This is a genomic window from Pseudonocardia sp. TMWB2A, from assembly GCF_017312135.1.
The window spans coordinates 183824-205889 of sequence record NZ_QKQY01000002.1 but is presented as its reverse complement, the minus strand read 5'-3'; the positions used below and the strand labels follow the sequence as shown (position 1 = coordinate 205889).

The window sequence follows — 22066 nt, the reverse complement described above, 5'->3', positions numbered from 1 at the left end:
CGGATCCGTCGGCGCTCCTCCGCCGTCGAGGACCGGACCTGACCGCATGGGGCGGCACAGTCGTCCTCGAACCGCTCCCGAGCACCCCGGAGGACCCCATGTACGCACCCGCCCGCCACGACGAGATCACCGGTCTCCTCAACTACATCGACCAGCAGCTCACGGCGATCCGCTCCGCGCTCCTCGGCCTCACCGAGGACCAGGCGCGCGCGACCCCGTGCCGCAGCGCGCTGTCCGTCGGTGGCCTGGTCAAGCACGCCGCCTACTGCATGCGCGGCGCGCTGGAGCGGCTGACCGGCGACGTCACCGAGCAGCCGCTGGACGCGGCCGCGTTCGCCCGGTTCACCGGCAGCTTCACCGTCGGCGACGACGAGACCGTCGCCGCGACCGTCGAGGAGTTCGACCGGGTCCGGGCCGAGCTGCTCGCCACCGTCGCGAAGACCGACCCGGCAGGCGACTCGACCGCCCCGCCCACCCCCTGGGACGGGATCTACGACGCGCGGCCGATCCACGCCCGCTTCTACCTGGTGCACCTGGTCGAGGAGTTCGCCCGGCACGCGGGGCACGCCGACATCCTCCGCGAGCAGATCGACGGCGTCGCGGTGCCCGCGCTGGTGCTCACCCTCGCCGGGGCGCCCGCCAACGACTTCTTCCAGCCCTACGAGGCGGCGCCGGGCACCCTGCTGGCCTGAGCCCGGCGGTATCCCCGGGCGTCCCCGGTCGTTGATCTCCACGACCGGCTCGGGGGAGGACGGATGCGTCGAGGACGACGGAACGGACTGATCGCCACGGCCGCGGCCGTCGTCGCGCTGGTGGGGCTCGCGTCGCTGCAGCCCGCCGTCGCGATCGGCCCGTTCGGCCCCTCGGGGCGGGTGACCGTCACCCCGGCGGCGTCGAACCAGTTCGCCGGGACCCTCGACGAGGGTTCCGGCAGCCGCGAGTTCACCGCCCGCCACGGCGCCCCGCCCGACGGCGGCAGCGGCGCCCTCGAGCTGCGCACCCCGGGCGACGGGGACAAGCGCCAGTACGTCACCGACGAGGTCGCCGGCCCGTTGTCCCGGTTCACCGACGCGAGCTACTGGGCGTACCGCGACCCGGCGTCGTCGAGCGGGGCGATGCCGTCGTTCGCGATCGCCGTCGACGTGAACGGCGGCACCCTGGAGCCGGGCGACCTGTACGTCCTCACCTACCTGCCCGACCGGGCCCCGGCCGGCACCTGGACCCGCTACGACGTCGGGTCCGGCACCTACTGCACGACACAGCAGATCGGCCGGGTCGACGCCTACCGGCAGTGCCGCGACGGCGGCGAGCAGCGCACGCTGTCCGACATCATGGCCGCGTACCCGGACATGACCGCCTACGCCGCCGGGTTCAACCAGGGCGGCGGCGACGCCGGGCTGGTCTCGGCCGTCGACCTGCTCCGGGTCGGCGGGCGGACCTACGACTTCGAGCCCGGCTGAGCCGGTCGCGGCGACTCAGGTCACGCAGAACTCGTTGCCCTCGGGGTCGCACAGGGTGGTGGTGAGCGGCCCGCGGTCGGCCGTCGTCCACAGCACCCGGGCGCCGAGCGCGACCAGGCGCTCCACCTCCGCGGGAGCCTCCTGCGGGCCGACCTGCAGGTCCAGGTGCACCCGGTTCTTGGCCGACTTCGGCTCCGGCACCCGCTGCACGAACAGCCGCGGACCCGGCCCGCGGGCGGTGGCGACGTCGCGGAACCCGCGGCGGTCGCCGTCGACGAGCACGTCGGCCTCGCCGAGGTGGCCGGCGGCCAGCAGGCCGTCGACGACCGCGGTGTGGTCCTCCACCTCGTAGCCGAGGGCGGCCGCCCAGAATCGCGCGAGGGCGTGCGGGTCGGCGGCGTCGAACGCGATCTGCAGGGTCGGGGTCACGGCGACGATCCTGGCCCCCGACGCGGACAGCGCCCGTCCGCATCGGACGTGTCGACCCAGGGTACGGAGCTGCCATAGGCTCTGCGGGTGCAGTACGACTTCACCGACCTGCGGCTGTTCCTGCACGTCGTCGCCGAGGGGTCCATCACCGGCGGTGCCGCGCGGGCCAACCTGAGCCTGCCGTCGGCGAGCGCACGGGTCCGGGCCCTGGAACGCCACGCGGGGGTCGAGCTGCTGGTCCGGGAGCGGCGCGGGGTCCGCACCACCCCGGCCGGGCGGGCACTGGCCCGGCACGCCCGCGAGGTCCTCGACCGGGCGGCGCGCCTCGACGGCGCGATCGCCTCCTACTCCCGGCCGGCGAGCGCGCCGCTGTCGCTGCTGGCCGGGAGCTCGGCGATGCACGACCTCGTGCCGCGGGCGGTGACGGCGTTCCTGCTGGCCCGGCCGCACTCCGACGTCGACGTGACGCTGCGGCGCAGCGTCGAGACCGCCCGGACCCTGGTCGACGGCGGTGCGGACCTGGGGATCGTGCTCGACCACGTGGCCGCCGGGCAGGGGCTGCGGGCGGAGCCGCTGTGCGACGACTCGCTGGTCGTCGTCGGCGCCGGGCACGGTGTGCTCGACGGTCGCGACGTGATCGCGTTCGCCGAGGCGGCCGAGCACCCGATGGTGGGGCTGGCCGCGTCGTCGCCGCTGCAGCTCTCGCTCGACGCGCAGGCGGCCGACGCCGGGCTCGCGCCGCGGTACCGCACCCGCGCCGCGGACCTGGGCACGGTGGTCGCGCTGGCCGAGGCGGGGGCCGGGATCGCCGTCGTGCCCCGTCGCGCGGCCGCCGTCCCGGCCCGTGCCGGGCGTCTGCAGGTGGTCGCGCTGGGGGAGCAGTGGGCCCGGCGCGGGCTGTCGCTGTGCTGGGGCGCGGCCCTGGAGCCGAGCTCGCCGGGATGGCCCGCGGTGCTGGCACTCGCGGACCACATCCACGCTGTCTCTGTCACAGCCGAAGGCTGAGAGCGGAACTTCCGCATTGTCCGGTGAGCCGGACGGGCCGACCCTCGACCCATGAACCCCTCCGACGAGCCCGACGGTGTCGAACGGGCCCTGACCGGGCTGCGGCGGGTCGTCGTGCCCGTCGCGGCCGGGCTGCTCCTGCTGCTGGCGATCGCGGTCGGCGACGCCGCCGAGACCGCCGCCGCCGAGGCGGCCGGGACCACCCGGGTGAGCGCGACCGTGCTCGGGACGACCGCGGGACCGGGGCCCGTCGACGTCGGCTGGACCGACGGCCGCGGCGTCGTGCGGACCGCCACGGTGACCGTCGGCGGGCGGGTCGCGCCCGGCCGGTCGCTCGGGCTGTGGATCGGCCCCGACGGTGTCCCGGCCGCCCCGGAGCACCCGACCGAGGTCCGGACGGCCGGGATCCTGCGCTCGGCGACGGTGCTGGGCGTCGGCGGGTCCGGCCTGGTCGCGGTGTACACGGCCGCCGGCGTCGCCGGCCGCGCACGGGCGGCGGGACGGCTGGACCGCGAGTGGCGCGCGGTCGAGGCGCGCTGGCGGGAGCTGCCCCGCGGCTGAGCGGAACTGTCGGGGGTCCGGTGCAGCATGCGTCCCGACCCACCCCCGAGCACCCGGAGGCCCCCGTGGACCAGCCCGTCACCGCCGACCCCGTCATGGACGCCGTCGGCGCCGCCGTCGGGGCGGGCCGTGCCGGTGACCGGGCCGGGGCCCGCGCCCGGTTCGACGCCCTGTGGGAGCAGGTGACCGCCGACGGCGACCCCTTCCACCGGTGCACGCTGGCCCACTACGCCGCCGACGTCCAGGACGACCCGCACGCCGAGCTGCTGTGGGACGAGCGCGCCCTGGCCGCCGCCGACGAGCTGACCGACGAGCGGGCGCAGCGCCACCACGCGTCGCTGAGCGTCGGGGGGTTCCTGCCGTCGCTGCACCTGAACCTCGCCGACGTGCACCGCCGCCTCGGCGACGACGACCGGGCGCGCCACCACCTGACCCGGGCCCGGGACCGGGTGGGGGCGCTGCCCGACGACGGCTACGGCGCGATGATCCGCGCCGGGATCGACCGCTGCGGCGAACGCCTCGACCTCGGGGACCGCACGTGAGGGAGCCGCACTCAGACGACCGCGCCGTCGCCGGCGCGGCGCCGTGCCCGGTCGGCCTTCGACGGGTGCCGTCGTCCTGCCTTGCCGACCGGCTGCTTCGCTCCGGACGTCCGCGGCGCGGGCCCGGTCCAGCGCTGCTGCAGCAGGATCGCCACCGGCCCGGCGACGACGATCGTCGACACCGTCCCGACCACGATGCCCACGATCAGCGCCAGCGCGAAGTCCCCGAGGGTCGCCCCGCCGAGGAACAGCAGCATGACCAGGATCGTCAGCGTCGAGATGCCGGTGTTCACCGTCCGCGGCAGCGTCGAGAGCACCGCCGACCCCACGACCTTGTGGAACGGCACCTTCGCGTTGCGTGCCCAGTGCTCGCGCACGCGGTCGAACACGACCACGGTGTCGTTGACCGAGTAGCCGATGACGGTGAGCAGCGCCGCGAGGAACACGCCGTCGGCGGTGCGCCCGGTCCAGGCGAACACCCCGACCACCACGAGCACGTTGGTCAGCAGCGCCGCGACCGCACCGGCGCCGAGCGTCCAGCGGAACCGGAACGCCAGGTAGAGGAACTGCGCGGCGAGCGCGACACCCAGCGCGATGATGCCGCCGCGGGCCAGCTCGGCACCGAGGCTGGGGCCGATGAGCTCGTCGCGCAGCACCTCCGCGCCGCCGCCCGCCGCGCCGACGACCTCGCGCAGCTGTCCGACCTGGGCGTCGGTGAGCTCGCCGGAGCGCAGCGCGACCGCGCCGTCGCCGGTCTCGGTGACGGTGAGTCCGCCGATGCCGGTGGCGCCGACAGCGTCGCGGACCTGCTCCACGCTCACCGGGTTCGACGTCGTGAACTCGACCAGCCGGCCGCCGGTGAACTCGACACCGAGCTCCAGGCCGCGCACGAACAGCCCGGACACCATCACGACCACGACGACCCCGGCGACGGCGAGGTAGCGCGCCGGGCGCCGCAGGAACCCGGGGTCGCTCGCCTCGAGCCTGCGCCGGACCGGGCCGATCTCGGTGATACCGGTGATCCTCGGCCTGCGCTTCACCGCGGGGATCTTCAGGACGGCGAGGGTGAGCAGCCGGGACAGCACCAGCGCGGAGAACAGCGACACGACCACACCGATGACCAGCGTGACGCCGAACCCGCGGACCGGGCCCGAGGCGAGCCCGAACAGCAGCACGGCGGCGAGCAGCGAGGTCACGGCGACGTCGCCGACCGCGGACAGCGAGTTCGCGTAGCCCATCTCCGAGGCGCGTTCCAGGCGTGGCTTCGCCGCGTACTCCTCACGCGAGCGTTCGGCGATCAGCACGTTCGCGTCGACGGCCATGCCGACCGCCAGGACGAACGCGGCCAGGCCGGGCAGCGTCAGCGTGGCCCCGAGCCCGGTCTGCACCGAGTAGGCGACGAGCGCGTACCCGCCGAGCGCGACGACGGCCACGAGCCCGACGAGCCGGTACACCACGATGAGGAACGCCCCGGCCAGCGCGGAGCCGATGATCGCGGCCCAGGCGCTCGCGGAGATCGCGTCCGCACCCAGGGTCGGGCCGACGGTCCGCTGCTCGATGATCTCGACCGGCAGCGGGAGGGCGCCGCCCTCGATCAGCACGGCCAGCTCGGAGGCCTGCTCGGGGGAGAAGTTGCCGGTGATCTGGGTCTGCCCGCCGAGCATGCCGACGTTGCACGGGATGTTCTCGACGACCTGCGGGGAGGAGATGACCTGCTGGTCGAGCACGATCGCGACCCGGCGCTGCGGGTCGCCGGGCGGCGCGCACGCGGCCTGGCCGGTGAGGGCCTGCCAGCGGGCGGGGCCGTCGCCGTCGAAGCTGATGTTCACGATGTGCCCGACGCCCTGCGGGTTGGGCGAGGACATCGCCGAGCCCACCATGTCGCCGGTCAGCGCCGGTGGGCCGAGCTGCAGCGGCTGGCCCTGCTCGTCGGTGCCGGGGGCGCCCCCGGCGGCGGGGTCACCGATCCCGAGCACCGGGTGCATCGTGAGCTGCGCGGTGCGGCCGAGGGTCTCGGCGGCCTCGGCGGGGTCGGTCAGCCCGGGGAGCTCGACGATGATCCGGTTCTCCCCGGACCGGGCCAGGCTGGGCTCGGCGACACCGAGCCCGTCGATGCGCCCGCGCAGCACCTCCAGCACGCGGTCGGTGGCCTCGCCGTCGGCGGCGACCTCGGGGGTGTCGCGGGTCTCCAGGACGATCTGGGTGCCGCCGCGCAGGTCCAGCCCCAGCGTGGGGGCGGTGGTGAGCGCGACGACGGAGGACAGGGCGAGCACGGCGAGCGCGATGAGCGCCCGCCAGAGCACGGGGCGTGGCTTCACAGGGATCCTCGGCGGCGGGCGCCCCGGTCGGGACCGGGGCACGGCGGGGTGGTGCGGGGGAGTGGCGGGCGGTGGCGACCGGCGGGGTCGTCCGGTCAGGCCCGCGGCGGTCCCCGCGACCCGATGTCCGCGCCGGTCCCGGGCTCCGGGGCGGCGGCCGTCGTCCGGTCGTCGACGGGCGCGGGCGCGTCGTGCCCGAGCCCGGCGGCGTCGAGGACCAGCACGTCCAGGGCGGGCCCGGGGTGGCCGGTCGCGTCCGGGGCGACCGGACCGTCGTGCGCGGAGCGCCCCAGCAGCGCGGGCCGGGGTGCCTCGGCGGGCGCGACGTCCTGCCCGACCGAGGCCGCGGCCGTGGCCGGGACGGCCTCGGCGGTCAGCGACCCGGCGATCGGGGCGAGCGCCGCGACCAGCGACAGCAGCAGCACCGCGACGAGGCGGCGGGCCGGGCTGCGGGTCGTGCGCACGAGGGTGATCCGTCCGGTTCGGGGGGTTTCCTGCGGCGACGGTACCGGTCACCTCGACCACCGGGCCGCCGCAGGGGTCGGGCACCGGGCGCGCGGCCGTTCGCCGTTCGGCACAATCGCGACCGCACCAGCGTGACGACCCCGAGAGGACGACTGACGTGAGCACGGATCCGTCGACCAGCGAGAAGATCGACTCCGAGACGACGGGCGGGGAGACGATCGAGTTCCAGGCCGAGGCCCGGCAGCTGCTGCGGTTGATGATCCACTCGATCTACTCGAACAAGGACGTCTTCCTGCGCGAGCTGATCTCCAACGCCTCCGACGCGCTGGACAAGCTCCGCCTTGCCGCCTACCAGGACAAGGACCTGGGCGCCGACACCGAGGACCTGCACGTCGAGCTCGTGCCGGACGCCGGGGCGCGCACCCTCACCGTCCGCGACAACGGCATCGGCATGACCCGCGACGAGGTCGTCGACCTGATCGGCACCATCGCGCGGTCGGGCACCGCGGAGCTCCTCGCGACGCTCCGGGAGGCCGGCGACGACGCCCGCCAGGAGCTGATCGGCCAGTTCGGCGTCGGCTTCTACTCCTCGTTCATGGTCGCCGACCGCGTCGAGCTCGTGACCCGCAAGGCCGGCGCGGGCGAGGGCGTGCGCTGGACCTCCGACGGCGAGGGCACCTACACGATCGAGCCGGTCGCCGACGCCCCGCAGGGCACCGCGGTCACCCTGCACCTCAAGGCGTCCGACGCCGAGGACCAGCTGCACGACTACGCCGACCCCGCGGTGCTGCGCCGCATCGTGAAGACCTACTCCGACTTCATCACCTGGCCGGTCCGCATGGCGGCCGAGGCGGCGGAACCGGAGTCCGGGTCGGAGCCGGAATCCGGGACCGGCCCCGAGACGCTGAACTCGATGAAGGCGCTGTGGGCCCGCCCGCAGAAGGACGTGACGGAGGAGGAGTACGCCGAGTTCTACCGGCACGTCAGCCACGACTGGCAGGAACCGCTGGAGACGATCCGGCTCGCCGCCGAGGGCACCTTCGAGTACCAGGCGCTGCTGTTCCTGCCCAAGGTCGCGCCGATGGACCTCTACATGCGCGACGCCCGCCGCGGCGTGCAGCTCTACGTCCGGCGCGTGTTCATCATGGACGACTGCGAGGCGCTCGTCCCCGAGTACCTGCGGTTCGTCAAGGGCGTCGTCGACGCCGCGGACCTCTCGCTGAACGTGTCGCGGGAGATCCTGCAGCAGGACCGCCAGATCTCGGCGATCCGCAGGCGCCTGGTGAAGAAGGTGCTGTCGGTGCTCGGCTCGCTGCGCGACAACGAGCCGGAGAAGTACGCGACCTTCTGGGAGCAGTGCGGCCGGGCGCTCAAGGAGGGCCTGCTGTCCGACGCCGACAACCGCGACACCATCCTCGGGGTCTCGGCGTTCGCGACCACCCACGACGCGGACGCGCCGACCTCGCTCGCCGCCTACACGGAGCGGATGCGCGAGGGCCAGGACGCGATCTACTACATGACCGGGGACTCGCGGACCGCGATCGAGGCCTCCCCGCACATGGAGGCGTTCCGGGACAAGGGCTACGAGGTCCTGCTGCTGACCGACCCGGTCGACGAGGTGTGGGTCGACGCCGTCGACGGGTTCGACGGCACCCCGCTGCGCTCCATCGCCAAGGGCCAGGTGGACCTGCAGACCGACGAGGAGAAGGAGGAGGCTGCGGCGAAGCAGACCGAGTTCGCCGACCTCTGCACCTGGATGGCCGAGGTCCTGACCTCCGACGTCAAGGAGGTGCGGCTCTCCACCCGGCTCACCACCTCCCCGGCCGTCCTCGTCGGCGACGAGTTCGACATGACCCCGACCCTGGAGAAGATGTACCGGGCGATGGGGCAGGAGCCGCCGAAGGTCAAGCGGATCCTCGAGCTCAACCCGTCGCACCCGCTGGTCACCGGGCTGCGCGACGCCCGCGCCGCGGGGAAGGACGAGAGCGGGACCGTCGAGCTGCTGCACGGCATGGCGCTGCTGGCCGAGGGCGGCGAGCTCGCCGACCCGTCCCGGTTCGTGGGGCTGCTCGCGGAGCGCCTGCAGCACGCGCTCTGACGCGGGGCGGCGCGGGGACCGTGCCGTGACGAGAGCCGCACATCTGAAGAACCACTCAGATGTCGTGGCTATGCTGTCGCGGTGATCGGGAACCCGCGCCGCTGGGCGCCGCTGCTCGCCGGACTGGTGCTCCTCGCGGGGTGCGGCGCGGGTGACCCGGTCACGGCACCGGCCGGGCACGGCGACCACGGCACGGATCCCGCGGCGGACGCGGTCGTCAACTGCGGCCTCGACGTGCCCGTGCAGCGCCCGGAGCGGGTCGTCGCGATGTTCCAGAACGGCATCGAGGCCGTCCTCGCGCTCGGGGCGGGGGACCGCCTGGTCGGCGCGGCCTACCTGGACAACCCGCTGCCGGCGCAGCTCGACCCGGACTTCCGGCCGCAGGACTACTGGCCCGAGGAGTACCCGTCGCGCGAGGAGGTGCTGCGGGTCGCCCCGGACCTCGTCGTCTCCGGCTTCACCGGCGCCTTCACCCGGGAGGGCCTCGGCACCCGCGCCGAGCTCGGCGCCACCGGCACGGAGACCTTCCTGTTCAGCGCCTACTGCCCGACCGCCGACGGCGGCAACCAGCAGAGCATCGGCGACAACGACGTGTCCTTCACCGGGGTCGAGCACGACCTCACCGACCTCGGGCGGCTGCTGGGCGCCGAGGACCGGGCCGCGCAGGTCGTCGCCGGCATGCGCAGCACCCTCGCCGACGTCGCCGGCCGGCTCGACGGCGTCACCGACCGTCCGCGGGTGGCGATGCTGAACTCCCCGGGCAGCACCGGTGAGCTGCGGGTCTTCGGCACCGGCGACGTCGCGACGACGATCATCGAGGCCGCGGGCGGGCGGCAGGCGTTCGACACCCTCGCCGGCCGGCAGCGCACCGTGTCCTTGGAGGGCGTCGTCGCGGCGAGCCCGGACGTGATCGTGATCCCGGCCTGCTGCGGGCGCGACGTCGGCCCGGAGGGTGCGGAGCCGCTGGCCGAGCGGCTGCGTAACGACCCGGCGCTCGCGACGGTCCCCGCGGTCCGCGACGGCAAGGTGTTCACCACGACCTTCGCCGAGATCAGCCCCGGCATCCGCAACGCCGACGCGGTCGCGACGCTCGCCCGGCGGCTGCACCCCGACCGGTTCGGCGGCTGAGTCCCGGCGGCGGGCGGGTCGGGGGAGGAGTGCGGATCCGCCCGGCGCCGTTGCCGAGCGGACGACCGGAACCGTAGCGGGTCCGCGCCGCCCGCGACAGCGACCGTGCCCCGATCGTTGTTAGGGCTCCTCCGAGCCCGGGGGCAGCGGCGGGTTGCCCGGGCGCAGCCCGTCGAGGAGCAGCGCCAGGTAGCGGGCGCGGTCCTCGCCCGACGCCGTCTCCGCCGCGTCCGACCCCTCGGCGACGGCCAGCGCCATGACCAGCACCGCCGACAGGTCCCGCGGGGTGAGCTCCGGGCGCACCGCGCCCGCGTCGCGTGCCCGGTCCAGCAGCCGGGTCAGCGTCCGGCCGTAGCGCTCGGCGGACTCGACGTCGAATGCGCCGGTCTCGCGGGCCAGCTGCAGGATCGTCCGCCGTCCGGCGATCGCCTCCACCGCCCGGCCCAGGGACCCGGCCAGGTCGGCCCAGGGGTCGCCGTCCCCGGCGGCCGCGGTCGGCTCGATCTCCGCGACGAACACCTGGTCCAGCACCGCCCGCACCAGCACGTCGCGGGTCCGGAACCGGCGGTACAGCGTCGCGACGCCGACCCCGGCCCGGCGCGCGATCTCCTCCAGCGGGACGTCCGCTCCGTCGGACTCGAACGCCGCGGCCGCCGTGTCGACGATCCGGCGGTGGTTGCGGGCGGCGTCGGCGCGCAGCGGACGGCCCGCCGGGGAGCCGTCGAGCGACGAAGCGGTCATCACTGCACGGTATCGCCCGGCCTCACCAGGTCACCGGCAGCGTGTGCATGCCGTAGACGAAGTGGTAGGCCCGGAAGGCCTCGGGCGGGACCGGTCCGGCCGGGGCGAGCGTGGGGAAGCGGCGGAGCAGGGCGGGGAACGCCGTCGCCATCTCCATCCGGGCCAGCGGGGCGCCCAGGCAGTGGTGCACGCCGTGCCCGAACGCGACGTGCCCGGCCGCGCCGCGGGTGAGGTCGAGCCGGGCGGGGTCGTCGAACCCGGACCCGGTGTCGCGGTTGGCGGTGGGCAGGGAGCACATCACCAGCGACCGCGCCGGGATCGGGGTGTCGCGCAGGACGGTGTCGGTCGTCGTCACCCGGACCACCCCGGTGTGCACGATCGACAGCCACCGGAGCAGCTCCTCCACGGCGGGCCGGGCCAGCTCGGGGTCGCTGCGCAGCAGCGCGGCCTGCTCCGGGTCCTCCAGCAGCGCCAGGGTGCCCAGCGACAGCATGTTCGACGTCGTCTCGTGCCCGGCGATCAGCAGCAGCGACGCGATCCCGACCAGCTCGTCGTGGCTGATCTCCTCGCCGTGCTCGCGGATCAGCATGCCGAGGATGTCCTCGCCCGGGTCGGCCAGCGCCGCGTCGACGAGCCGGGTCATGTAGGCGCGGTTCTCCCGGCCCACGGCCAGCCGCTCCTCGGCGGGCAGGGAGACGTCGAGCAGGCGCGTCGAGCGGGCGGTGAACTCGTCTCGGTCGGTGTAGGGCACCCCGAGCAGCTCGCAGATGACCATCGACGGCACCGGCAGGGCGAACAGGGAGACCAGGTCGGCACCCGGCCCGGCGGCCTCCAGCGCGTCGAGGTGCTCGTCGACGATCTCGGTGATCCGCGGCTCCAGGCGGGCCATCCGGCGCTGGGTGAACTCGCGGGTGAGGAAGCGGCGCAGCCGGGTGTGCTCCGGCGGGTCCTGCAGCAGCAGCTGGCCGGCCCGCATCTGCTCCTGCTCGCGCTCCGACAGCGGCGGTGCGTCCGGGCGGGTCAGCTCGGCGCTCCCGGCGTTGGAGTAGGTCGCGGCGTCGCCGAGCACGTGCCGCACGTCGTCGTAGCGGGTGACGAGGTAGGCCTCGGCGCCGAAGGCGGTCCGTACCCGTGGGATGTCGCCGGAGTCGCGGATGCGCTCCAGCTCGGCGTCGGGCAGGAACCGGTCGCGGCGCATGTGCAGCGGGAGCGTGAAGTCCGTGGCGGTGTCGGTCATGGTGCTGGCCTCCGGAGGGTCGGCGGGCGCGTCGCAGTCCACGGTAACCGCTCAAACGACAGTGTGCTCTCGTTTCGCGTCGCCTGTCCGGTACGCCCCGGATGACCGCCGAACCGGTGAAACCGGGCGAACCGTGACAGGCTGCGACCGTCATCGACGACGACGACAGCCCGGGGGCGCCCTGTGTTCCAGCAAGATCCCGAACCGCTCGGCAGTCTCTGGCTGTCCGCACTCGTCGCGCTCCTCCCGCTGGTGGCGATCTTCGTGACGCTGGGTGCCCTGCGCTGGAAGGCGCACTGGGCCGGGCTGGCCGCGCTCGTCGTCGCGGTCGTGGTCGCGGTGGCGGCCTTCGGGATGCCGGTGCACCTGGCCCTGCTCTCGGCCACCGAGGGGGCGGTGTTCGGCCTCTTCCCGATCATGTGGATCGTCTTCACCGCGATCTGGCTCTACCAGCTCACCGTCGCCGCGGGCCGGTTCGAGGACCTGCGCGCCGCCTTCGGGCTGATCTCCGACGACCCCCGGGTGCAGGCGATCATCATCGCGTTCTGCTTCGGCGGGCTGCTCGAGGCGCTGGCCGGGTTCGGAGCCCCGGTGGCGATCACCGGCGTCATGCTGATGGCGCTCGGGTTCTCCCCGGTCCGGGCGGCGGTCGTCGTGCTGCTGGCCAACACCGCCCCCGTCGCGTTCGGCGCGGTCGGCACCCCGATCATCACCGCGGGCACCCTCACCGGGATCCCGTACAACGAGATCGGCGCCGTCGTCGGACACCAGACCCCGGTGCTCGCGTTCATCGTCCCGACGCTGCTGGTGCTGCTCGTCGACGGGAAGCGCGGGGTGCGCCAGGTCTGGCCGGTCGCGCTCGTCATCGGTCTCGCGTTCGCCGTCGCCCAGTGGCTGGCCGCGACCTACCTCTCGGTCGAGCTCACCGACATCGTCGCCTCGCTGGCCGGGCTGGCGGCCGGCGTGGTCCTGCTGCGCTTCTGGCAGCCGCGCGGGGGCGCCGAGGCGATGGAGACGCTGCGCATCGAGCGCACCGCCGACGCACCCGTCGAGGACCCGGGCGGCGACGGCGGCGGGTCCGTCGCGACCGAGCAGCGCACCCTCGCCGAGCGCTCGCAGGCGCTGTCGGTCGGCAGGCTGTTCATGGCCTTCGCGCCGTACCTGCTGATCATCGTGGTGTTCTCGGTGGCGAAGCTGGTCGGCCCGGTGTCGACCTTCCTGACCGGCACCGACCTCAAGATCGGCTGGCCGGGGCTCGACGGACAGGTCCTCGGCGCGTCCGGGGACCCGGTGTCGACCACGACCTACAGCTTCCAGTGGCTGTCCTCGCCCGGCTCGCTGCTGCTGATCTGCGGCATCGGCGTCGCGGTGATGTACCGGCTCACGCCCGCGACGGCGGTCCGGGAGTTCGCCGCCACCGCGTACAAGCTGCGGTTCGCCTTCCTCACCGTGGCCACCGTCCTCGCGCTGGCCTACGTGATGAACCTGTCCGGGCAGACGATCTCCATCGGCACCTGGATCGCCGGGACCGGCGCGGCGTTCGCGTTCCTCTCGCCGATCCTCGGCTGGCTCGGCACCGCGGTCACCGGCTCGGACACCTCGGCCAACGCCCTGTTCGCGACGCTGCAGCAGACCGCGGCCGAGCAGGCGGGCCTGGACCCGCACCTGATGGTCGCGGCGAACACCTCCGGCGGCGTCGTCGGGAAGATGATCAGTCCGCAGAACCTCACCATCGCGGCGACGGCCGTGGGCATCGCGGGCCGGGAGTCCGAGCTGTTCCGGCGGACGATCCTGTGGAGCGTCGGGCTGCTCGCGGTGTTGTGCGTGCTGGTGTTCCTGCAGTCGACCCCGGTGCTCGGATGGATGCTCCCGACCTTCTGACGCACACCGCCGGGCGCTGCGGAAGGATCGCCCGGGTGCGCCTGACCGTCCTGCCCACCGCCGATCTCGGGCGCGACGGGCTCCGGGCCCTGCGCGCCCTGCTCGACGCCGCGTTCCCCGCCGACGCCGACGGGTCCGGCGGGTTCGACGACGCCTCGTTCGACCACGCGCTCGGCGGGGTGCACGTGCTCGCCGGTCCGCTGCACGACCCGGTCGGGCACGCGGCCGTCGTGGGCCGCCGGCTGCTGCACGACGGCGTCGCGCTGCGCACCGGCTACGTCGAGGCCGTGGCCGTGCGGCCCGGGAGCCAGGGCGGCGGGCTCGGCGGGCTGCTCATGGCCGAGGTGGACCGGATCGTGCGCGGCGGGTACCGGCTCGGCGCGCTCGGCGCGGCCGCCCGCGCCGCGCGGCTCTACCGCAGGCACGGCTGGGAACCGTGGTGCGGCCCGCTCGCCGCGCTCACCCCGGACGGCGTCGTCGACACCCCCGACGAGCGCGGCGCCGTGCACGTCCTGCCCGTCGACGCGCCGCTCGACCCGGCCCGCGCGCTGGTCTGCGACTGGCGCGACGGCGAGCTGTGGTGACGCCCGGGACGCCCGCCCCGGAGTGACGCGGCCGGTTCACCCGGATGTCGACCAGGAGTCGGGTGATCGTCATCCGGCGCCGGTGGAGTTCACCCGTGCAACTGGCGGTGCTCGACCTGGCGGGTACGACGATGGCCGACGACGGGCTCGTGCTCGCCGGGCTGCGGGCCGGCCTGCGCGCCGCCGGGGTCCGCGTCGACGGACCCTGCTACCCGGCGCTGGACCGGCAGGCCCGCGCGACGATGGACCGCCCGGTCATGACGGTGCTCGGTGAGCTCCTCGACGGCGACATGTACCGGGCCCGCCGCGCACACTCCGCGTTCGCCGACCACCTGCACGCCGCGCTGGACGCGGGCCGCGTACGCCCGGTCCCCGGCGCCGCGCAGACCCTCGACGCGCTCCGCGACGCCGGCCTGAGCGTGGCTCTGACCTGCGGGTTCGATCCCGAGCTGCGGGACCGGCTGGTCTCGGCGCTGGGATTCACCGAGCGGGCGGACATGGTCCTGTCGCCCGCCGACGTCGACGGCCGCGGCCTGCCCGAGCCCGACCTGCTCCACGCCGCGGCCCGGCGGGCCGGGACCGAGCCCTCCCAGGTCGCGGTGGCCGGTGACGCGACCGCCGACATCGACGCCGCCGTCCGGGCGGGGGCGGGGCTCGCCGTTGGGGTGCGGGGCGGGGCGCACGGCGAGCCGCGGCTGCGCGCGGCGGGCGCCGACGCCGTCATCGACTCGGTCGCGGACCTGCCCGCGCTGCTCGGCCTCCCCAGCTGAGCCCGCACGGCGTAGCGTCCGTCCCGATCTTGACCGGTCCGCGGTGACGACGGGGGTGGCGGCGTGGCCCGACGCACGGTGGCGGTGGCGTCGCTCGGCACGACGCTGGCCCTGGTCAGCTACACCGCGCCGCTGGCCACCCTGGCCCCGATCGCGGCCGACCTGGGCTCCTCGCCGTCGGGGCGCTCCTGGATCCTCAGCTCGATGAGCCTGGGGCTCACCGCGGTGCTGCTGACCGCGGGGACCCTGGCCGACCGGCTGGGGCGGCGCGCGGTGTTCACGACCGGCGCGGTCGTGCTGGCCCTGGCCTCGGCGGGCGGGGCGTTGGCCACCGGCACCGCCGGGTTCGTCGCCGGCCGGATCGGGCAGGGCGTCGGGGCGGCCGCGGTCGTCGCCTGCAGCCTCGCGCTGATCGGGCACGCGCTGCCGCCGGGCCCGCGCCGCTCGGCCGCGACCGGGCTGTGGGGCGCGGCGCTGGCCGCCGGGATCGCGGCGGGCCCGCTGCTCGCGGGCCTGCTGCCGTGGCGGGTGCTCTACCTCGCCGTCGCGGTCGCCGGGCTGGCGCTCGCCGTCGCCGGGCGCACGCTGCTCACCGAGTCCACCGCCGGGCGCCCGCGCCCGGTCGACGTCGCCGGGATGGTGCTGCTCGCCGCCGGGCTGGCGGTGCTGCTCGCCGGCCTCACCGAGGCCCGGCGGCTGCCGGTCACCACCACGACCGTCGTGCTGCTGGTCGCCGGGGCGGTGCTGCTGGCGGGGTTCGTCGTCGTCCAGTTCGTCGTCGCGCACCCGATGGCGGGGCCGGAGCTGTTCCGCCACCCCGGGCTGGTCGCGGCGACGGTCGCGAGCCTGGCCACCGGGCTCGGCATCATCTCGCTGAGCTCCTACCTGCCCGCGCTGCTCGCCCCGGTGCACGGCACCGCCCCCGCGACGGCGGCGCTGCTGCTGCTCGGCTGGTCGGGCACCAGCATCGTGACCGCGCTGCTCACCCGCCGGATCAGCGAACGGGTCACCGGCGGGGTCCGCCTCGGCGTCGGCCTGCTCGTCATGACGGCCGGCCAGCTCGGGCTGCTCGCGACCGGCTCCGGCCCCGGGGCGGTCCTGGCCGCGCTCGTCGTCGTCGGCGTCGGCACCGGGGTCGTGAACGCGACGCTCGGCCGCGAGGCGGTCGCCTCGGTGCCACCGGACCGGGCGGGCACCGGCAGCGGCATCAACAACACCACCCGCTACCTGGGCGCCGCCGTCGGCGTCACGCTGACCTCGGTGCTGACCTCACCGGCGGGCGACGAGCCGGTGCCGGTGCTGCTGGCGGGCTGGCACGTCGCCGTGCTGGTCGCGACCGGGTTCACCCTGCTCGGCGCCCTCGTCGCGCTGGCCTGTGCCCGCTCGGCCGCCCGCACCCCGGTGCCGGCGCCGCAGGGTTGACGGCCGGTGCCGCGGCGAGCAGCGTGCGGGGACGTGACGACCCTGCTGGTGATCGGCTTCGACCCGGCGCGGATCCCCGGGTACGATCCGGCGCCCGTGCTCGCCGCCCTGGAACGGGGCCGCGACGGCTACCGCGCGGCCGGGATCGAGGCGACCGAGGTCCTCGTCGGCCCGGACGGCGAGCTGCCGCGGATCACCGCGGCGCTGACCGCCCGCCGCTACGACTGCGTGCTCGTCGGCGGTGGGCTCCGCACGCCCCCGGAGTGCCTGGAGCTGTTCGAGCGGGTGGTGAACCTGGTGCACCGGCACGCGCCCGGCTCGGTGATCGCGTTCGGCACCTCACCCGTCGACGGCGCCGAGGCCGCCCTGCGCGCGCTGGCCGCCGCGTGAGGGTGGGGGAGCGGGTCGCCGACGCCCTGGCCGGCGGCCGCCCGGTGCTGGCGTGCGAGTCGACGATCGTCACCCACGGCCTGCCCGCGCCGCGCAACCTCGCCGTCGCCCGGGAGGCCGAGGAGCTCGTGGTCTCGCTCGGGGTCGTCCCGGCGACCATCGGGGTGCTCGACGGCGAGGTCGTCGTCGGGCTGACCGACGACGAGCTGGCCTGGCTGGCGACCGCCCCGGACGTGGTGAAGCTGTCCGCCCGGGACCTCCCGGTCGCCGTCGCCACCGGCGCGAGCGGGGGCACGACGGTCGCCGCGACCGCGCACCTCGCACACCGGGCCGGCATCCGGGTGTTCGCCACCGGCGGGCTCGGCGGGGTGCACCGCGGTGCCGCGCGCACCTTCGACGAGTCGGCCGACCTGCCCGCGCTCGCCGCGCTGCCGCTGGTCGTGGTCAGCGCCGGGGTGAAGTCGGTGCTCGACGTCCCGGCCACCCTGGAGCGGCTGGAGACCCTCGGCGTGACCGTCGCCGGGTACCGCACGCACGCCTTCCCCGGCTTCTACGTGGCCGACTCCGGGCACCGGGTCGGGCAGCGGCTGGACTCCCCGGAGCAGGTCGCCACGGCCTGGCGGGCCGCCCGCGACCTCGGCCTGCCCGGGGCCCTGCTGGTGGCGAACCCGGTCCCGGCCGCCGAGCAGCTCCCGCCCGCGCTCCACGACGCCGCACTGGCCGACGCCCTCGCCGCCCTCGACGACGCCGGGATCGGCGGGCAGGACGCGACCCCGTTCCTGCTGGCGCGGGTCCGCGCCGCGACCGGCGACGCCAGCCTGGAGGTCAACGTCGCGGTGTACCGGCACAACGTGGCGCTGGGCGCCCGGATCGCCACCGCCCTGGCCGGGCGGTGACGCGCCGGTGCCGCCTCAGACGACGGGCGTGATGGACCGCAGCGCCTCGGAGCCGCGCACCGCCGTGGTCAGGTCGGCCAGCGCCCGCCCGTGGGCCGCCGCGAGCTCCGCGGACTGCTCGGTGAGGGTGTTGCGGTCCACGTAGCCGGAGTGGTCGAGGTAGAGCCCGGGGGAGAGGACCTGGACGGCGAAGAACCCGGCCAGCACCGACCGGAGCCCGTCGACGGCGAGGAAGTGGTGCCCGCTCGCGCCGGTCAGCACGACCGCGGCCGCCTTGCCCTGGAGCGGGGCGGTCTTCTCGCCCCACTTCCCGCGTTCGGTGGCCTCCAGCAGCGCCCGCAGCGACGCCGTGTGCCCGGCCCGGTAGACCGGGCTGCCGAACACGACGGCGTCGGCGTCGGCGAAGGCCGCGGTGACCTCGGCGACGGGGGTCTGCGACAGCTCGATCAGGGCGGTGTCGGCCCCGGTGCCGGCGAGGATCCCGGCGACGGCGGCGGCCGTGCGCCCGCCCGGCTCCGGGCCCGCGACGACCCCGATGATCCGGCCCGCGGTGCCGCTCACGAGCCGGCCCGCGGGGTGAGGGCGTAGGTGCCGCGGTGGAACAGCAGCGGCAGCCGCTCCGGGTCCGCGCCGAGCGCGTCGACCCGGGCGACGACGATCGTGTGGTCGCCGCCGTCGTACTCGTTCCACAGGGTGCAGTCGACCCAGGCGCCGACGCCCTCGAGGACCGGCGAGCCGGACGGCGCCGCCGCCCAGGTCACCCCGGCGAACTTGTCGACCCCGGAGCGGGCGAACCCGGCGCTGTGGTGCTCGTGGTCCGCGGCCAGCACGTTCACGCAGAACCGGCCCACCTCGCGGATGCGCGGCCAGGTCGAGGACCCGCGGGAGGGCGCGAAGCTCACCAGCGGCGGGTCCAGCGACAGCGACGCGAAGGACTGACAGGTGAACCCGATGGGCCCGTCCGGGCCGATCGCGGTGACGACGACGACGCCGGACGCGAACGCGCCCAGTGCGTCGCGCATGGACTCCGGGGTCACAGTGGGGGTGACCGGGCCGGGGAGGGAACGCGACATGACCCGACCCTAGGCGGGGAAGGTGCGCTCGGCCAATGATCCGGTCCCGGGTGGTGGGGAACACCCCGGGCCGGGGTGCCGCCTCCACCGTGTCGCCGTATCCGTCGCGGAATCGATCCGGTAGAACTCCCCGTGCCGTGCACCCCGAACTCGTGGGGAGCCCCGGGGTGCCCGAGACGGCAACGGCCGGCGGAGCGATCGCTCCGCCGGCCGTCCTTCACCGGGGGCCGGGTGGGGGGACGCCCGGCCGGACCCGGGTCAGCTCGCGTAGGCGCGCAGCTTGTCGGCGCGCTCGCCGACCCGCAGCTTCGACATGACCTCGCGCTCGATCTGGCGCACCCGCTCGCGGGAGAGCTTGAAGGCGCGCCCGATCTGGTCGAGCGTGTGCGGCTGGCCGTCGTCGAGGCCGAAGCGCATCCGGATGACCTTCTGCTCGCGGTCCTCCAGGGTCGACAGCACCCGGCGGAGGTCGTCGTGCAGCAGGCTCGAGATCACGGTGTTCTCGGCGTCGGTCGCCTCGGCGTCCTCGATGAAGTCACCGAGCGGCGCCTCCTCCTCGGACCCGACCGGCATGTCCAGGCTCACCGGGTCGCGGGCGTGGTCGAGCAGGTCCTGGATCTTGTGCTCCGGGATGCCCGACTCGGCCGACAGCTCGGCGTCGCTGGGCTCGCGGCCCTGACGCTGGTGCATGTCCCGCTTGATCCGGGCCAGCTTGTTGACCTGCTCCACCAGGTGCACGGGCAGCCGGATGGTGCGGGCCTGGTCGGCCATGCCCCGCGTGATGGCCTGCCGGATCCACCAGGTCGCGTAGGTCGAGAACTTGAAGCCCTTGGTGTAGTCGAACTTCTCCACCGCGCGGATCAGGCCGAGGTTGCCCTCCTGGATCAGGTCCAGCAGCGGCATCCCGCGCCCGGTGTAGCGCTTGGCCAGCGAGACCACCAGCCGGAGGTTCGCCTCCAGCAGGTGGTTCTTGGCCAGCAGCCCGTCGCGGACGACCGCGCGCAGGTCGCGGCGGTACTGCAGGTCCAGCCCGTCCAGCGTGCCGTCGGCGGCGGCGGTGTCCAGCCGGTGCTGGGCGAACACGCCGGCCTCGATGCGCCGGGCCAGCTCGACCTCCTGCGCCGCGGTCAGCAGTGCGGTCTTGCCGATCCCGTTGAGGTAGACGCGCACCAGGTCCGCGGCGGGGCTCTGGGCGTCGAGATCCTCCGCCACCGCGGCCGCGGCACCGGGTACGGTGGCTTCCAGTGCGGTGCCTCCGTCGCCGTCGGTGCGACGGCGGGAGCTGCGAGCGACCTTGGGGGCGGTCCGCTTCGCGCCGGACGACGACACGGTGGCGCGAGCGGGGGCCTCGGTCGTGAGGCGCGGGCCGGGTACGGCCGGAGCGGTCGTGGTCACCGTCATGTGCATTTCCTCCCCTGCGCGGGCTGCGGCGGGCGATTGATGGGCCTCACCGCTTGCCCTGTACGGGGTCAACGCATCCGTTCCGGGGATCGTTCCCACGACGCGGCCCCGCAGGCCGGGAAATGTGCCTGCGGGGCCGTGTCGTCGGTCACATGCAGTTGCGGTTCTCTCAGGGTCCTCTTAGAGAGCGACCCGGCCGGGCGTGCCGGTCAGGGTGCGGGCACCCGCGGGGTGTCCCGCGGGTCGGCCACGGCGCGGACGCTGCTGCGCCGCCGCGACGCCTTGCCGGCCCCGGTGTCCTTCTTCGACGGCACCGAGTGGCCGTAGACGGTCTCCATCAGCACCGGCCAGTCGTGGCGCAGCGCGTCGCGGCCCATGAACAGCCCCAGGTGGCCGGCGGTCGCCGTCCGGTAGGTGACGTCCGCGGCCGGGGTCCCGACCTTCTCCGCCGCGGCGAACAGCTGCGGGGCCGGGGTGATGTGGTCCGCGGAGCCCGCCAGCAGCAGCAGCGGGCAGTCGATCGCCCCCATGTCGACGGTCCGGCCGTCGACGGTGAGCGTGCCCTTGATCAGCCGGTTCTTCCAGAACAGGTTCTCCACCAGCCACAGGTAGAACGCGCCGGGGATGTCCTGGGTGTACTTGAACCAGTCCTCGAACACCCGGTAGCGCTCGACGTGGGTGGGGTCGTCGATGTTCTCCAGCAGCTGCAGCTGCCGCGAGATCTCCGACTGCGGCTGGATCGAGATGAAGTTCGACAGCACCGCCGAGCCCGGCATGTTGCCGCCGCCCGCGGCGACCAGCGCCTTGTACGGCGCCATCCCCATCGTCCCCGCCATCAGCCGGGTCGAGGCGGCGATCACCGACTCGCCGGCGTGGAAGTCGATCGGCGCCCCGGCCAGGGTCAGGGTGTTCACCCGGTCCGGGTGCAGCGCGGCGTAGATCGTCGCCAGCCAGCCGCCCTGGCAGTCGCCCACCAGGTTCGCCTTCCCGCCCATCCGCCGGATGGACCGGTCGATCACCTCGAGGTAGTCGGTGATCGTGACGTTCTTCGTCGCGGTCGTGGCGGGCCGCCAGTCCAGCGCGTAGACCCTCGTCAGGCCCGAGGCGCGGATCATGGCGATCTGGCTCTGCTGCGGCGAGTAGTCCACGACGGTCGAGGAGTGCCCGGCCTGGGGCGGCAGCACCAGGGTGGGGACCACGTCGTCGTCGCGGTGCTCGGCGGCGGTGAAGTCGCGCAGCGACGCGAACGGCGTCGACAGCACGACCTCGTTGGCCAGGTGCCAGGTCGGCTCGCGCCGGTCGGCCATCGCCGAGATCCACAGCAGCCCGCGGCGGGCGGCGTCGCCGGGCCGGGCGATCCGCTGGACCGCGTCGATCCAGTAGGCACCGGTGGCCCGGCCGACCTCGGCCACCACCTTGGTCAGGTTCCGGGTGTTGTACGACACGAGGTACCGGAGGGGGTCCGGCCGGTCGTCGCTCCCGGTGGCCGCGGCCACGGGGGTGTCGGGAAGGGCACGCGGTCCGTGCTCCCTGGAGGGTGCGGACCGTCGGGTGATCGCCGTGCTCATGGGCCTCTCCCATCAACTCTGATGACCGGGGGCTATCCGGGTTACCGAACGGTAAAACGCGATCGGTATGTCAAGCAAGCGCTGGCCTACTCCGGAG

Annotated in this window: 22 protein-coding genes; 13 read left to right on the top strand and 9 right to left on the bottom strand. The window is 74.9% G+C overall.

The features are described from left to right. Nucleotides 1-98 precede the first annotated feature (98 nt). Nucleotides 99-692, top strand: coding sequence for a DinB family protein (locus tag DMP17_RS15270; RefSeq protein ID WP_226356358.1), 594 nt, complete (start codon nt 99-101; stop codon nt 690-692). Between the two features lie 63 nt (nt 693-755). Next, nucleotides 756-1460 carry a hypothetical protein gene (locus DMP17_RS15265; RefSeq protein WP_226356359.1) on the top strand — a complete coding sequence of 235 codons (705 nt, stop codon included), beginning with the start codon at nt 756-758 and terminating at the stop codon, nt 1458-1460. 15 nt (nt 1461-1475) lie between these two features. On the opposite strand, the gene DMP17_RS15260 is transcribed toward DMP17_RS15265, so the two are convergent. Continuing rightward, entirely contained in the window at nt 1476-1889 is a 414-nt protein-coding gene (locus DMP17_RS15260; RefSeq protein WP_226356360.1) for a VOC family protein, read from the bottom strand. An 87-nt stretch (nt 1890-1976) separates the two neighbouring features. Here DMP17_RS15260 and DMP17_RS15255 point away from each other — a divergent pair, with 87 nt between their 5' ends. From DMP17_RS15255 to DMP17_RS15245, 3 genes are all read left to right on the top strand, one after another. Further along, nucleotides 1977-2894, top strand: a complete 918-nt coding sequence (locus DMP17_RS15255; protein ID WP_337829874.1) for a LysR family transcriptional regulator — start codon at nt 1977-1979, stop codon at nt 2892-2894. 51 nt (nt 2895-2945) lie between these two features. Beyond that, nucleotides 2946-3455, top strand: a complete 510-nt coding sequence (locus tag DMP17_RS15250; RefSeq protein ID WP_226356362.1) for a hypothetical protein — start codon at nt 2946-2948, stop codon at nt 3453-3455. Nucleotides 3456-3520: 65 nt separating this feature from the next. Next, nucleotides 3521-3997: a hypothetical protein gene (locus tag DMP17_RS15245; protein ID WP_374228623.1), complete on the top strand. Its 477-nt coding sequence runs from the start codon at nt 3521-3523 to the stop codon at nt 3995-3997. Nucleotides 3998-4008: 11 nt separating this feature from the next. Here the strand turns inward: DMP17_RS15245 and secD are convergent, their stop codons facing one another. Both secD and DMP17_RS15235 read right to left on the bottom strand, forming a co-directional pair. After that, complete coding sequence (gene secD, locus DMP17_RS15240; protein WP_226365572.1) at nt 4009-6315, bottom strand: protein translocase subunit SecD; 2307 nt, start codon at nt 6313-6315, stop codon at nt 4009-4011. A 95-nt stretch (nt 6316-6410) separates the two neighbouring features. Beyond that, a complete protein-coding gene (locus DMP17_RS15235; protein WP_226356364.1) occupies nt 6411-6779 on the bottom strand; it encodes a hypothetical protein in 369 nt (122 codons plus the stop codon). Nucleotides 6780-6937: 158 nt separating this feature from the next. On the opposite strand from DMP17_RS15235, the gene htpG reads away from it, so the two are divergent. After that, a complete protein-coding gene (gene htpG / locus DMP17_RS15230; protein ID WP_226356365.1) occupies nt 6938-8878 on the top strand; it encodes a molecular chaperone HtpG in 1941 nt (646 codons plus the stop codon). Nucleotides 8879-8959: 81 nt separating this feature from the next. Beyond that, entirely contained in the window at nt 8960-10006 is a 1047-nt protein-coding gene (locus DMP17_RS15225) for an ABC transporter substrate-binding protein (RefSeq protein ID WP_337829873.1), read from the top strand. 120 nt (nt 10007-10126) lie between these two features. Here DMP17_RS15225 and DMP17_RS15220 read toward each other — a convergent pair whose 3' ends face one another. Both DMP17_RS15220 and DMP17_RS15215 read right to left on the bottom strand, forming a co-directional pair. Further along, on the bottom strand, nt 10127-10747 hold the full coding sequence (locus DMP17_RS15220) for a TetR/AcrR family transcriptional regulator (protein ID WP_226356367.1): 621 nt from the start codon (nt 10745-10747) through the stop codon (nt 10127-10129). A gap of 22 nt (nt 10748-10769) precedes the next feature. After that, complete coding sequence (locus tag DMP17_RS15215; protein WP_337829872.1) at nt 10770-11984, bottom strand: cytochrome P450; 1215 nt, start codon at nt 11982-11984, stop codon at nt 10770-10772. A gap of 183 nt (nt 11985-12167) precedes the next feature. Between DMP17_RS15215 and DMP17_RS15210 the strand changes: the two genes are divergently transcribed. The 6 genes from DMP17_RS15210 (at nt 12168) to DMP17_RS15185 (ending at nt 17927) form a co-directional block, all read left to right on the top strand. After that, complete coding sequence (locus DMP17_RS15210) at nt 12168-13865, top strand: L-lactate permease (RefSeq protein ID WP_226356369.1); 1698 nt, start codon at nt 12168-12170, stop codon at nt 13863-13865. 35 nt (nt 13866-13900) lie between these two features. Beyond that, nucleotides 13901-14449 carry a GNAT family N-acetyltransferase gene (locus DMP17_RS15205; RefSeq protein WP_224402818.1) on the top strand — a complete coding sequence of 183 codons (549 nt, stop codon included), beginning with the start codon at nt 13901-13903 and terminating at the stop codon, nt 14447-14449. Nucleotides 14450-14544: 95 nt separating this feature from the next. Further along, the gene (locus tag DMP17_RS15200) at nt 14545-15219 is read left to right on the top strand and encodes an HAD family hydrolase (RefSeq protein ID WP_226356370.1); all 675 of its coding nucleotides are present in this window, start codon (nt 14545-14547) and stop codon (nt 15217-15219) included. Nucleotides 15220-15282: 63 nt separating this feature from the next. Then, entirely contained in the window at nt 15283-16641 is a 1359-nt protein-coding gene (locus tag DMP17_RS15195; RefSeq protein ID WP_226356371.1) for an MFS transporter, read from the top strand. 33 nt (nt 16642-16674) lie between these two features. Then, entirely contained in the window at nt 16675-17031 is a 357-nt protein-coding gene (locus DMP17_RS15190) for a hypothetical protein (RefSeq protein ID WP_226365565.1), read from the top strand. Then, nucleotides 17028-17927: a pseudouridine-5'-phosphate glycosidase gene (locus DMP17_RS15185; RefSeq protein WP_337829871.1), complete on the top strand. Its 900-nt coding sequence runs from the start codon at nt 17028-17030 to the stop codon at nt 17925-17927. Before DMP17_RS15190 ends, DMP17_RS15185 begins: the two co-directional genes overlap by 4 nt. A 15-nt stretch (nt 17928-17942) precedes the next feature. Here the strand turns inward: DMP17_RS15185 and DMP17_RS15180 are convergent, their stop codons facing one another. From DMP17_RS15180 to DMP17_RS15165, 4 genes are all read right to left on the bottom strand, one after another. Further along, nucleotides 17943-18488, bottom strand: coding sequence for an NAD(P)H-dependent oxidoreductase (locus tag DMP17_RS15180; protein WP_226356374.1), 546 nt, complete (start codon nt 18486-18488; stop codon nt 17943-17945). After that, on the bottom strand, nt 18485-19000 hold the full coding sequence (locus DMP17_RS15175) for a flavin reductase family protein (RefSeq protein WP_226356375.1): 516 nt from the start codon (nt 18998-19000) through the stop codon (nt 18485-18487). The genes DMP17_RS15180 and DMP17_RS15175 overlap by 4 nt, the downstream gene beginning before the upstream one ends. A gap of 258 nt (nt 19001-19258) precedes the next feature. After that, the gene (locus DMP17_RS15170) at nt 19259-20407 is read right to left on the bottom strand and encodes a sigma-70 family RNA polymerase sigma factor (protein ID WP_226356376.1); all 1149 of its coding nucleotides are present in this window, start codon (nt 20405-20407) and stop codon (nt 19259-19261) included. Between the two features lie 203 nt (nt 20408-20610). Next, a complete protein-coding gene (locus DMP17_RS15165; RefSeq protein ID WP_226356377.1) occupies nt 20611-21969 on the bottom strand; it encodes an alpha/beta fold hydrolase in 1359 nt (452 codons plus the stop codon). Between the last annotated feature and the right edge of the window lie 97 nt (nt 21970-22066).